9 protein-coding genes are annotated in these 14,193 nt (G+C 37.0%); 4 read left to right on the forward strand and 5 right to left on the reverse strand.

Annotated features, from left to right (window positions below; genetic code table 11):
- Window positions 1–2: 2 nt before the first annotated feature.
- The 5 genes from pbpC to IPM56_13285 form a co-directional block, all read right to left on the reverse strand.
- The gene (gene pbpC, locus IPM56_13265) at window positions 3–2,306 is read right to left on the reverse strand and encodes a penicillin-binding protein 1C (GenBank protein ID QQS35213.1); all 2,304 of its coding nucleotides are present in this window, start codon (window positions 2,304–2,306) and stop codon (window positions 3–5) included.
- Window positions 2,307–2,427: 121 nt separating this feature from the next.
- Window positions 2,428–7,875, reverse strand: a complete 5,448-nt coding sequence (locus IPM56_13270; protein QQS35214.1) for a hypothetical protein — start codon at window positions 7,873–7,875, stop codon at window positions 2,428–2,430.
- 236 nt (window positions 7,876–8,111) lie between these two features.
- Window positions 8,112–8,327 carry a type II toxin-antitoxin system HicA family toxin gene (locus IPM56_13275; protein QQS35215.1) on the reverse strand — a complete coding sequence of 72 codons (216 nt, stop codon included), beginning with the start codon at window positions 8,325–8,327 and terminating at the stop codon, window positions 8,112–8,114.
- Window positions 8,324–8,539 (reverse strand): type II toxin-antitoxin system HicB family antitoxin, encoded by a 216-nt coding sequence (locus IPM56_13280; GenBank protein QQS35216.1) that lies wholly within the window; start codon window positions 8,537–8,539, stop codon window positions 8,324–8,326. The genes IPM56_13275 and IPM56_13280 overlap by 4 nt, the downstream gene beginning before the upstream one ends.
- A 46-nt stretch (window positions 8,540–8,585) precedes the next feature.
- Window positions 8,586–10,844 (reverse strand): aconitate hydratase, encoded by a 2,259-nt coding sequence (locus tag IPM56_13285; GenBank protein ID QQS35217.1) that lies wholly within the window; start codon window positions 10,842–10,844, stop codon window positions 8,586–8,588.
- Window positions 10,845–11,139: 295 nt separating this feature from the next.
- On the opposite strand from IPM56_13285, the gene IPM56_13290 reads away from it, so the two are divergent.
- From IPM56_13290 to IPM56_13305, 4 genes are all read left to right on the forward strand, one after another.
- A complete protein-coding gene (locus IPM56_13290) occupies window positions 11,140–11,622 on the forward strand; it encodes a hypothetical protein (GenBank protein ID QQS35218.1) in 483 nt (160 codons plus the stop codon).
- Between the two features lie 7 nt (window positions 11,623–11,629).
- Entirely contained in the window at window positions 11,630–12,229 is a 600-nt protein-coding gene (locus tag IPM56_13295; protein ID QQS35219.1) for a hypothetical protein, read from the forward strand.
- A gap of 10 nt (window positions 12,230–12,239) precedes the next feature.
- Window positions 12,240–13,463 carry a hypothetical protein gene (locus IPM56_13300; protein ID QQS35220.1) on the forward strand — a complete coding sequence of 408 codons (1,224 nt, stop codon included), beginning with the start codon at window positions 12,240–12,242 and terminating at the stop codon, window positions 13,461–13,463.
- Window positions 13,464–13,885: 422 nt separating this feature from the next.
- Window positions 13,886–14,137 (forward strand): hypothetical protein, encoded by a 252-nt coding sequence (locus IPM56_13305; GenBank protein ID QQS35221.1) that lies wholly within the window; start codon window positions 13,886–13,888, stop codon window positions 14,135–14,137.
- Window positions 14,138–14,193 lie beyond the last annotated feature (56 nt).

The raw sequence follows: 14,193 nt of genomic DNA on the forward strand, positions 1-14,193 counted from the left end.
ATTCAGAAACTTTTTACTGAAACTTTGACTGATCTCTGACTTCCCTGGTCATCCATACAAACAATATTCAGCATCTCAGCTTTTTCAGGTTTGTAAAACACCCGTTGACCTGCCTGGCTTCTTTTTATGAACTTATCATTCACATACCAGTAGTGATACTTAATTCCCGGGTTGGAAGAAGCCATCAGAACTATTTCCTGCTGAGAATTTGCTTCGATAAAATATTCAAAATTTTCCGATGGTGACACTATTTTGGGACCCGTCCCTCTTCTCCTTGAAGGACAATCATTGTTATGCTCTGGTACATGCACAAACGGAATATTATTTTTTGAAAACCAGGAAATCAACTCGGGTTTCTGTATTGTGAAATTCACTTTCTTAAAGTGATTAAGCGGTAAACATTCCTTGCAATACTGAATTGATTCATCTTCACTTACATATAATGTCTGGTGCAGGTTACAGTATTCATTATGCGACTGATTTTTTACAGCAAGTTCCTTAACAAGATTTTTACATTCCGGAGTTGGCAGCAGTCCAGATTCAAAACAAACGTCACGTTCATAAATATTTTCAGGTTTACTGAACCATTTATTTTTTGACTTGTAATCAAGTGCATTGAACAAATCTGCAAGCAAAGGTATCGCAGCTTCAGCCCCTGTCAGATAGGGTGAACCGCTTCCATTAAAATTTCCGACCCAGACTCCAATTGTATAGTTTGGATTAAAACCTATTGCCCAGGCATCGCGTTTTCCATAAGAAGTTCCTGTCTTGTAAGCAAACCTCGGAAGCTTGGAATAATCATAATCTACAAGCATATCATTACGCTGTTTACCTGATAGAATTTCCGCAATCAGATAAGCAGTTTCCTCTGAGAAAACTTCTTCGGAGTAATCTTCTTCATTGTTAATATATTTCAACTTTTTAAGTTCACCTTCATGTGAAAAAACTGTGTAGAACGAAGTCAGTTCTTCAAGAGTTACACCGCATCCTCCGAGAATCAATGACAGACCAAGTTTGGTTTTGTTTTTAGTTATCTTTTTAAAACCAGTTGATTCCATGAACTCAATAAAATCTTTAGTCCCAATTTTGTAAAGAAGTTCAACCGCGGGAATATTAAGTGAATTTACCAGTGCCTGTTCTGTCGATACCAGTCCGTAAAATTTTTCATCGAAGTTTTCCGGCTCATATCCTCCGATTTCTATCGGAACGTCAAGCAGCTTTGTTCCCGGAGTTATAAAACCTCTTTCAATTGCAATTGCATACAAAGCCGGTTTTAATGTTGAGCCGGGTGAACGTTCCGCAATAATCCCATTTACCTGCCCGGCATTATGTTCATCATAAAAGTCCGCGGAGCCGCAGTAACCCACAACAGAATTTGTTCGGTTATCAATTACAATTACAGCGCCATTGGAAATACTTTTACTTCGTATCCTGTTTATATAATTCCACAAAATATTTTCCGTTGTCTGTTGAATCTGCATGTTCAATGTAGATTCAATTCTGTCCTCATCATATTTTTTTCTTAATAAATAACAAAGATGTGGAGCCTTGTAAGGAATTGCATAACGATTGGATGTAATCGGCTCATCAATTGCGTCATTCAAATCATTCTCAGGAAAAATTTTTTCTTCTTTGAATCTTTTAATCCAGTAATCGCGTTTAATCCGGATTTTATCATTCATCCTGTCAAGCCGCAGCGAATTAGGATCACCGGGAATTATTGAAAGCAGTATCGCCTGAGATAAACTTAGTGTAGCGGGAGGATTATCAAAATAAATGTAGGACGCAGATTTAATCCCTTCAACATTACCGCCGAGTGGAAGATGACTGAGATAAATTTCCAGGATTTCTTTTTTACTGTAATGCAGTTCAATCTGAAACGCTCTTAACACTTCCACAATTTTATTTAAGAATGTTCTTCTCTTAGGTTCAAGTATTCTTGCAACCTGCATTGTGATTGTTGAAGCACCGGAAACAACTTTACCTTTTGTGATATTATTGTAAAGAGCTTTCGCTACAGCAAAAAAATCTACGCCTGAGTGCCAGAAAAATGTTTTATCCTCTTTGTTGATTATTGCAGTGATAAGTTCGGGCGAGACTTCTTCAAGCTTTGTCTGCAATCTCCACTTTTCATCTTTTGAAAGAAAAGCTGTCAGCAAAGTACCGTCACTTGAATATACAGCCTGTGAATAGGGCTTCAAATCAGGTAAAGGAAAAACAAAGTTCAGAATTAATAATGAAAATGATAACACTAACACCGGGGAGAGCCATTTGTTAGTTTTAAATATTTTGAATATCGATTTCATTTAAATCCGTGTCTTTGAGTTCTTCGTGTCAACAGGTTAGTGGACTTTGCGGTTAAGAAGTAACTACAAAGTCCACAAAACAAAATTAAGTATGCTAATCTTTCATAACGAAGAATAAGTCTTATTCTCTCGCTTTGATTGTTATTTCTCCGGCTCCGTTGTAACTGTGATATTCAGGATCATACATAGCTTCAGCACCGATTACAGGCAACTGGTATTTTCCCTGGTTCACAACCCGAAGCAAATAAATAAATTCACGTTTAGCATTACTTTGAAGACCCGTGAACAAAAGTAACCTGTCGTCTCTGATATCAGTGTAATCAGGAGTTAAAGGTGAATCCGTTTTCCAGTGAGTTTCTGTTTGCGGGTTTAATCTTGGATTTTCAATTTCAAATCCTGCAGGAATAAGATCGGTTATCACAATATTTTCTGCAGACCGGTTCATACCGTACAAAGAAATTTTACAAACAACAAGATCACCCTGAGTAAAAGTATTATTACTGATTGTCGCTTTGGTTCTGTAGTTATAATACTCTCTTCTTATCCTAAGGTTCGAATCTTCCTCTTTCACTTGTTCATTCACTTTTATTCCGTCACAACTCCAGAAATAATAAAGTTCGCCTTTCCCTTTTGATTTTAATGAAAGCGTTTCCGTATTAAGTCTTGAATCTTTTATGCTGATATCTTTACCTGAAAACTTACCGACGCTTTTTCCGTTTGCTATTACATCAACTTCCATCTCAGCGCCGGACACATTCTTAGCAGCTTTACCAAGAGCAAGGAAAGTAAATGATTGTTCCTGTGTCGAATAAGCATTCGGCAGATTTGAAGTTAAATATTTTACAATTGATGGAACCTGTTTGTTTGATGGTTCAACCTCAAGCAGAACGTTTAGCATAATAGCATTACTTCGAATTTCAGAATCAAAACTATTGCCTGTTTGTCTGTCAGTTTTTACAGGCTCATAGGAATTAGGCACTACTTCATAATAGGAATTCCACCTGCCGGCAAGTGCATAAGCTCCTGCAAGCAGATAACGTGAATCTTCAGTAAGAAGATGTAAACGTGATTTGTAATAATTCATCGTTGAAATATCTTCACGTTTAGCAAGCGCAAGCACATAAAGTGAATAAAGAATTTCCTTGTTTGCTTTATTATAAACAGTTCTTGCACCATTAGATGCGTAAGAAACATAGCTATATGTTTTCTGTTCTTTTGCCTGTTTACTCAGGTAGGTTAATAACCTGCTTAACACATTTTCTGAAACGTTATACTTTGCTTTTTTTGCTTCAACAAGAAAATGAGCAGCGTATACCGACCCCCACCAGTTTGAATAATTTTCTCCCTGCCAGTATGAAATTGAGCCGTCATACAATTGCATTGATTCGATTTTCTTTATTCCTTCTTTAACATAATACACAGGGTTTGTTGTTTTATAAAAGTCCGGGGCTGCCAGTTTAGCGAGATCTTCAAAGTAAAGCTGCGGGAATAATTTTGAAACAGTCTGTTCAATACAGCCGTGAGGATATCCGATAAGGTATTTCAACTGTTTAGCAAATTTTATTGCCGGGAATCTGCTGATCGTCACTGTGGTGTTTTGTGTTCCTTTAAGAAAATTTTCAGGCATATCAATTTTAGTTTCAGTATTTGCCTTGATGACGCCTGAACCGCTTTCAACTACAAGCGGTGAAATTGGTCGGACGGCTATATCAATTTCCTCTTTTGCAGTCGCTTGTCCGGTCGCGTTAAAAATAATTTTCGCTGCGCCAACTTCGGAAGAAGCGGCGATATTAAACACAACAACTTCAGATGATTTCGGTTTTATCTTAATCGTCTTTTCATTTATTGAAGTTGATTTAAGCGGACCTTCAAGCTTTAATGAAAGTTTAACTTCTTTTGTTTTGTCAGTCGTGTTAAGAACCGTGACCGGGGCAGTCAGCAAATCATTTATAGAAAGGAATCTTGGTATTTGCGGTTCAATAATTATATCATCAGCAACAAGCATTGCTTTTTCCGATGAACCAAACCTGGCGTCAGTATAAGCAACTGCCATTAGTCTTACATTACCGTTGAACTGCGGAATATTCAGTGAAACTTTTACTTCACCATTTGAGTCTGTTTTTTTAATACCGCTCCAGTAAGAAAGAAGCTTAATTCTTTTGACTGAAACAGGATTGGTTCTTTTCTTAGTTTCTTCATCCATACCATCGCCACCAGTTGAAGATGAAGAAGAAACTATTTCGGGAAGTAAGAGCTTATATAGATTGTAACTGTTCACCTGCAAGGGACGTTTAGCATACATAAAATCAAAAGGATCCGGAGTTTCATAATTTGTTATCTGAAGTATTCCCTCATCTACTGCAGCAAGAGTAACGTAAACATCTTTTGATGATGACGTTTTGATAGTAATATCCTGGACGGTATTAGGCTTTATTTTTTCAGGTGCTGAAATTGAAACCGGAATTATGTTGTCCTTCTTTATGACTTTAATCGAAGCGAATCCATTCCCAACTAAAAACGGAGTTGCCTGTTCCTGCGAATGTTTTTTGAATAGTGTCGCGCTTATATAAACATTGGGCATGTTCTCTTCATTCAGTTTGATATCCAGTTCAGCCGATTTGTTTTCAACATTAACATATTCGTATGACTGCACATTGTTGCGCTCAATAGTGACAAGCATTTTGCCGGAGAACGGAGCTGTAAAAAGTATCTTTGCTGTTTCACCCGGCTGATATTCTTTTTTATCAGTAACGATTTCAACTCTTCCCTCTTTATCAACCTGGAAGGATGTTGCAGTTGAAGTCCTCCATCCGTACGCATAAAAATCAACCATCTGGTAATCGTCAGTTCCTTCCTTGTAAATTCGAACCTGGTACTTCCCTGATCTTGAAACTTTAAATACCAGCGGAGTCTTATCATTGATCTCAATTTTTCTTTCCCATTCAGGAAATTCCTTTTGCTCAGAAGTGTAATAATATCTTCCGTTGTAATCTTTTTTAAGTACTGTCTGCCATTCATACCTTACAAGTTTTGCGACAGCCTTGAAGTTCTTGATCGCATTATCTTTTTCATCAACTGCGATGAGATTGAAATTAAGATTTTCATTTACACCGTTATAATATCCGGGCGCTTTTATTCCGACAAAATAATTTTTTGGGAATACTTTTGTCTCCGCCCATCTGCTTAAAGTTCTTCCGGTCAGATCAAAAACATTTACCGTTGCTGTAACATTTATGTAACCACCACTTCTCAGGTTTGTCGGTATCTTGTATTCATTTGAGCCTTCGCCATTTTCGTTAAGCTTACCGTTAAGAAAAACCGGATCGAGATAAGAATTTTCAATTGACGAATATGAAAAATTATAGCCGCTGTATTTCTTGCCTGAATACCCAACATGACTTGCCCTGAATTCTACATTGTAATCAAGTCCGGATGCTTTAGCTCCATACAGAAACTCCGCGTTGAAATTAATTTTAAAATTTTCTCCCGGCTTAACTGTTTCTTTTTCACTTTTTACAGTCATCCTGATTTTATCGGGAACAAATTCTTCAACTCTAAATCCATAAGAGCCTATTAACAATTTACTTCCGGTGTAGACTTCTGCTGTGTAGTTCCCGGTCTGTGCAAACACCGGCAGGTTAAATGTCAGGTCAAACGAACCCTGCTCGTTCAAATCTTTTTTAAATTCATCAAATGTTTTACCTGTCGGTGTTATAATTTTTATAACTACCGGCTCATCTCTGATTACTTTTATATTATCATTACGCAGAACGGCTGAGACAGTTACATCATCACCGGGTCGGTAAAGCTCCCTGGGACCATAGATAAAAACATTAAAGTCTGAAGCCGGCTGATATAATCCGCCGACATCAAACCGGGATTTGTCCACACCCATTGTGACAAGGTCGAGGTAATTATAATCACCATCTTTCTCAACAATTATTATTTGGGGTGAAAAACCCTCAGCATTTTTTTTGACGTCTGAAAATTTTACAACTCCATCACTGTTTGTTTTCCCGGATAACATCATCTGGTTACTGCTTGAGATCACCTTTACATCAGCGCCGGAAACACTCTCGGTTGAATTAATCTCATTAACAAAAACCATTAATTCATCTGATGTTGACTTTGCGATTATTCCAAGATTAGATAATGAAACAATCTTTGCATCGCTTATATATCTTTTCTTTGCTGATCTTACCGTAACTACATAAATTCCTTTAAATCTCTGGTCAAGCTGATCTTTAATATTTACACTGAATTTGTTCAGCCAGTTCGTTTTGCTTTTAAGATTAATATTTTCTTTTGAAATGCTCTTGCCATAATTTCCTAAATAGTACTCCTTACTTGAGTTGTAAGAATAATAATAGTCATCATAATCATACTCTCCTTCTTCATCGTAATCATAGTAATTGTAATAATAGCTTCGTTTACTTCTGTTCTGGTTTAAGAAATGAATTAAATTATTATCAAAGACCTGTGCGTACTCAACTTCCACTTCATCAATATTGACCGCATTGACATCAAGATTTTGAAGACCGCCCCGCATCAGGTACAATCCGGTATTATCGGCAAATTCTATCGATGGTGAAACATTCACCAGATTTATTTTCTGCTCAAAATCATCTTCAAGCACACCGCCGTATAATCCTTTCAATCCTTTTTTGATGATAAGATTTATTGTCCGCACATTTTCAAGTTCGGTCTCAACACGAAGACGGTTGTCGCTCACAAAAAATTCTAATTTCTTTTTGGGATCTGTCGTGATAAATTTTTCAAGACCTTCGTTATCAAGAGTTTGTGTTGTATAAATTTCAAACCAGCCGGTCTGATCACTGAACCCTGATGTAACATCAGTGATGGCTAATCTTGTTATAGGCGGAAGTATAGATTCAAAAGTTCTTTCATCTCCAAGATTTTTTTTGCCGAACACTGATTCAAGTTCACTTTTAAGAATGAGCGTGAATTTTTGTTCTTTATCCTGCTGTTTAATTTCACCGAAGTTTACAGCGATTATATCTGAAGATTGTTCAGTTACAATTTTAAAATCATTCAGAAGATTGTCACCGAGTTTTACCTGCAGGTATTTTTTTAGCTGCGAGGGATCAACAGGATAATTGAAATGAATATTTGCCTGCACACTTAATCTGTAAGATTGACGCGGGATGTTGGTCCAGAAGTGATCAACTTTTATTACGTCGAAAGATGGTGTGTTAAATTTATAAGTTTCAAAATCAGTGCTGAGATCTTTTCCGAATAAAACCTCATCATTTATTTCAGCTTCATAATCCTGGATTGGTGCAAGAGGAATTTCAGGAGAGAAGACGAGCACATTTGCGGAAGTCCATTTAAACTTACCGGGGATCTTTGGAGTGAATGAGATATAATTTGTATCAACCCACTGATCAAGAATTTCTGCCGGCGCAAGATCGTGAGAGAATTCGATCACAAAATTGGTAAGTTTTTCAACTTCACCTTCAGGGGAAAAAGATGTAACCGTTACACTGTTCGAAGAACATTTCCAGAACAGAAAAGCAAAAACAGCAAGGATAAAAATTCTGAATCGCATAATATCACCATGGAATATTTTTTATAAAATGTTGGCTGGCAAACTAAATTGGATTGATGAACGCGAAAACAATTACCCGATTGAAAGAGGAGATTCACTTAAACCTTCCGTAAACGAAAGTAAAAATTTATTTCTGTTTGAACTTAAAAAAAAATTGTGCAGGTCAAATAAATCAAACGATTAACTTATTGAAAAAATAAATTATTGACTCAATACCTTATGTCGGAAATCCTAAATCAAATTAATTTTTTAAGGTCTTCAATGCTGATCCCTGCACTTTTTAATATGTTGTTTAATGTACCTTTCTTTAATTCCTTATGATTTGGAACTATTATACTTTTTTTTCTTTCAAGATTATGTAAGAATATATGACTGCCATGTTGATGGTCAACATAAAAGCCCAATCTTCTTAATGCTTTTATAACTTGTTTACCTGAAAAAGTCTTGCTCAAATTATTACTTCTAATTCTCTGACAAATAATTTAGGATCAGACTTGATTTGATTTACTTTTTCCAGCCCCTCTAAATAACTGAGAATTGCTTCCCTGGCATTCTGGATTGCTTGCTCTTCATTATCTCCTTGTGTAAAACATCCGTCTAATGCAGGTACTGTAACATTATATCCACCTTCTTCTGCTTTTTCCAAAACAACATTGAACTTCATTTTAATTCTCCGTTTCTCTACATTTTTAATACGAATGATAAGGCTATTATTTATTTCCCATTGCAATTAGATTCAACGCGCTTCCTGCTTTAAACCATCCTATTTGTGATTCGTTAAATGTGTGATTCAGCAATATCTCATCTTTACTTCCGTCTTTATGTTTTACGGTCATTTTAATCTGGCTGCCGGGAGAAAGTGCTGAGACATTCAAATCGATTCTATCATCTTCTTTTATTTTGTCATAGTCAGATGGATTGGCAAATGTCAATGGTAACATTCCCTGTTTTTTAAGATTTGTTTCGTGAATCCTTGCAAAACTTTTTACGATGATAGCTTTACCTCCGAGGAATCTTGGTTCCATAGCTGCGTGTTCCCTGCTTGAACCTTCACCGTAGTTTTCATCACCGATAACAACCCAGCCTGTGTTTTGTGCTTTGTACTCACGCGCAACTTCCGGAACACTTTTATATTCACCCGTAAAAACATTTTTAACTTTGCCTGCATCTTCAGTAAAATAATTTATCGCACCGATGAACATATTGTTAGAAATGTTGTCAAGATGTCCGCGATACTTAAGCCACGGTCCCGCCATTGAAATGTGATCCGTTGTACATTTACCTTTTGCTTTTAATAAGACCGGAAGATCAGTAAAATCTTTTCCATCCCAGGGTGTAAATGGTTTAAGAAGTTGAAGTCTGTCACTGTCAGGTTTAACTATCACTTCGACTGAAGCACCATCAGCAGCAGGAGCCACGAATCCGCTATCACCTTCATCAAATCCTTTTATGGGAAGTTCTTCACCTACCGGAGGATCGAGTTTAACTTTTTCTCCCTTTTCATTTACAAGTTCATCGGTCAATGGATTGAAAGATAAACTTCCTGCGATAGCAAGCGCGGTAGTGATTTCAGGGCTTGCAACGAATGCCAAAGTTTCAGGATTTCCGTCATTTCGTTTTGCAAAATTCCTGTTGAACGATGTAACGATTGTATTCTTCTCACCTGTTTTGATGTCCATTCTTTTCCACATACCGATGCACGGACCGCATGCATTTGCTAGTATTAATCCGCCGACATCAGTTAAAGTTTTTAACTGACCATCACGATCTATTGTTGCTCTTACCTGCTCGGAACCTGGTGTAATTGTGAATTGTGATTTTGTTTTTAACCCTTTTGCAAGCGCCTGTTTTGCCAGACTTGCTGAACGGTCTATATCCTCATAACTGGAATTTGTACAGCTTCCGATTAACGCCACGGAAATTTTATCAGGATAGTTTTCACTCTTAACAGCTTCCTTCATTTTTGAAATCGGCCATGCTTTGTCAGGAGTGAACGGACCGTTTAAATGTGGTTCAAGTTTATTGAGATCAATTTCAATTACCTGGTCGTAATACTTTTCAGGATTTGAAAATACTTCTGCGTCAGCACAGAGTTCATCTGCTAAACCTTCAGCGAGTGCAGCAACATCAACACGTTTTGTTATGCGTAAATATGCTGACATCTTTTCATCAAATGGAAACACAGAAGTAGTTGCACCGATTTCCGCACCCATATTACATATTGTTCCTTTGCCTGTCGCTGAAATTGAATTTGCACCTTCACCAAAATATTCAACGATTGCACCGGTTCCACCCTTAACTGTTAAGATACCTGCAAGTTTAAGTATAACATCTTTAGCGGACGTCCAACCGTTCATCTTTCCTGTTAGTTTGACGCCGATAACTTTAGGCCATTTAAGTTCCCACGGCATACCTGCCATAACATCAACTGCATCAGCACCGCCGACACCTATTGCGATCATTCCAAGTCCGCCGGCGTTAGGCGTGTGTGAGTCTGTTCCTATCATTAGTCCACCTGGAAAAGCATAATTTTCAAGAACTACCTGGTGAATAATCCCTGCGCCGGGTTTCCAGAATCCAACTCCATATTTTTTTGAGATACTTCCGAGAAAATCATACACTTCTTTGTTTTCTGAATTGGCTCTGTTAAGATCATCTTCGGCACCGACCATTGCCTGGATTAAATGATCGCAATGTACTGTTGAAGGAACGGCTGCTGATTTTCTTCCGGCAGACATAAATTGAAGCAATGCCATTTGTGCAGTTGCATCCTGCATTGCAACGCGGTCTGGTGCAAGTTCGGAATAATCTTTTCCGCGTTTTAATTCTGAGCCAGGAGAATTCCACAAATGTGTGTACAGAACTTTTTCAGTAAAGGTTAACGGTCTGTTAATAATTTTTCTTACCGAATCCAATTTTGATTTATAGTTTTTATATACCTTTTGAATCATATCAAGATTAGCAGTCATTTAATAAACCTCATTCATTTTTGTGATTTTATTTTAGGCTAAAATATAAAATTCTGAACTATTATGCTCATTGAGTTCACGTAGCATTTTCCCAATCATCATGTAAAAATTCCCGTAAAAATTTCTTCGCTGATAGTAATAATTGCTAACGTCTCAATAAGTAATATCAAATTAGAGCAAGTGCCTCATAATAATCTTTCAAAACAAAATAAAATCATAGTTATGCCGATGTTCAATAATGAAACGTATGGCATATAAATTGTCAAACAATACAAAAATAAATTCGTGAAAAGCTATGAATTTAGGTCAATCATTATACGCAATCGGTGCTATGCTCATTCTCTCGCTTATCGTCCTTAGAATGAACAACACCATATTAACAACAGACGAAATCGTTTTGGATTCAAAACTTGGTGTGCTTGGCACTTCAATAGGTACATCGATTATTGAAGAAGCAAGCAGACTTCCTTTCGATCAAAATACTATTGAAGATGGTGTTTCGAGCGTCAGTTCATTAACATCGGCTCCTTTTGTAAGGGAGGTTTCAACCGTTTATGATGACTTTGATGATTTCCATAATCATACCCAGACAGATACAATCTATTCAATCCCCTTTAATTCCAGATGTACTGTTACATACATAAACGCAAATGATCTGAACGGTTCGACAAATTCCAAAACCTGGCACAAAAAATTAACAATCAGAATTACAACTCCGTTTTCTCCCGGAGATACGCTTTCACTTTCAACAGTATATAGTTACTGGTATTTCAGATAGGTGATATATGGGATTTAGCGTTATTCTTGACATAATAGGTTCAATAATTATCGGTGGAATTTTACTAACCATCGTTCTCCGTTTAACAGACACGGCTGCAGAAAAAACTCACAACTATAGCGGTGAATTATCATTGCAGCAGGCACTTGTCACGGTTGCTCAAATTGTTGAACATGATTTCCGTAAAATGGGTTATTGCGCTGACTGGCAAAAGTTCCCTGATCCAACAAGAGCTATAATTCAGGCTGATACCTCCGCAATAAGATTCTATACTGATTATGATAATGACGGAGATATTGATTCAATCCGTTACTATCTCGGTACTACATCCGAATTAGCTGGAACTCCAAACCCGAGAGACAGAATGTTGTACCGTGTGGTGAACACAGAGACTGCAAAAACATCAAACGTGGGAGTTACGCAGTTTTATCTGACATACTTTGATGCTTTTGGCGATACATTGAGTCTTCCGATACCGGATCCCCGACTTATAAACTCCTTTGAAATAAATGTTCAGGTCGAAAACTCCTATGCATATGACAACAAATACTCATCTGCTTTCTGGAGACAAATAAGGTTAGTTGCAAGAAATTTACGAAACAGGTAAGAGGTAAAATATGAGTGGTAAAGCTTCTCTAATAGTTATACTCGGTTTCAGTATGTTATTTATGGTTATCGGGGGAAAGTTCACGGGTGTTTCCGGTAGAATGACTGACAACTATGTAGATTACTATAACGAAACTATAGCACATAGTATTGCCGTAAGCGGTGCTAATCTTGCTGCAAACCAGATATTTATTGACCCGACATGGACTGACGGATATGCAAGTTTAGCTTATCAAAACGGCACCATTGATGTTAAGGTTAACATTATTGACGCGTACAAAAATATCAGGCAGATAGTTGCAGTTGGAAATTATAATGGTGAAAAAAGTACAGTACGTGTAACTCTGTCTCCGAGTAAGTTTTCCAAATTTGCTTACTATTCAATAAGCGAAGGCGGAACAATATGGTGGATGGCAAGGGATACTGTTTGGGGGCCATTCCATACACAGGATTACCTTCGTGCATCTAAGCACCCAACTTTCTATGGTAAAGCAAGTTCTAAAAAAAGCATTATATACCAGACAAACAAGACAACTGATAAACCGAATTTTTACGGTGGTTATGAATCAGGAGTAGATTTACCGTTGCCTATTGATGGAGTAAATCAATTAAGTACTCCAGCCCAAACAGATGGTTTGTACTTGACTGGACACGATACAATTCACATGGAATTCAAAAAGGATTCATTATTTTATAAGTATACCTGGAATGGTGCGGTTACAAAGGTTTATTTACCCACAGCAATTAACAACGGTCTTATATATGCAAATAATGCAATTGTAAGACTAAAAGGAGTTGTAAGTGGTGCATACACAGTTGTTAGCGGAGGTACAAGTGGAACCAAAGGAAGAATTTATTTAGATGATGATATCGTTTACGATAAGGATCCAAGAGTGTATCCTACATCCACAGATATGCTTGGAATTGTTGCCAAAGAAGAGGTTATCATCACTGAGAATTCAGCAAACAATAATGACATCAGAATTCACGGTTCCATTTATGTTGAAGATGGTGGATTCGGGGCAGAGAATTACAGCGGGCGCCCTGTAAGCGGTGACATTCAATTGCTGGGTGGTATCATTCAGAATACAAGACGAGCGGTTAGTACTTTCAGCGGTACAACAATCAATCATGGCTTTGCAAAAAGTTACCGTTATGATGAACGCTTTATGGTTGCATCACCGCCAATGTTTCCAGGTACCGGAGGATTTGAAATCGTTTCCTGGTACGAATAGAATTTTCATTTTACTTCATTCTGATCCCGTGCCTGTTTGCGCACGGGATTTTTATTTTAAACAATGTAATACTTACAAGTAATTATTATTTATGAAGAAAAGTTTTCTTTCCTTAAAAAATTACAAAAGGAATTCATATCAATTCATACTCAAGTTTTGATTAATAAAATTTGCATTATAATTCAATTTCACCTCTTTTAGTTTTCAATTATTTGCGCATCTGAAATAAGGAAAAAATTTGTTACGGGAATGATTTTTGCGGGTATGGTAAGAGTTCGATCCACAGTTCCTAAAAATCTGCTCACTGACGATCCGACTAAAATTTGAAATCCTGAGAAATTATATAAAAGCTTCGATACTTCTATTCCGGGGAAGCATTAAAAGAGTTAGTAATTTTAATGATAAGTATGAGAGGAGTCACCATGCCGCTGCAACAACCAATTCAACACCTCAGCAAGGATGAGCTGTTGGAAAAATGCCTGGATCTGCGTTTGCCTGTTTCAAGGTTCGATAGTTATCAAACACTTGATAATTTTCTAAAAGCCGCTTCTGATGAAAACGATTTTGAAAAAAATGAAAATCATTCAGAAGTAATTGAGGAGGAAGAACCTGTTTACTTAGGTAAATATTTTTCTTTTAAATATGTGCTGGGAAAAGTTCTTACACTTATTTGAATAAAAAATATTTATTTGAGAAAGCTGTTATAGATCTCTCAAAATAAAAAAAGGCA

This window comes from Ignavibacteriales bacterium, assembly GCA_016700155.1.
In the GTDB taxonomy this organism is placed as follows: domain Bacteria; phylum Bacteroidota; class Ignavibacteria; order Ignavibacteriales; family Ignavibacteriaceae.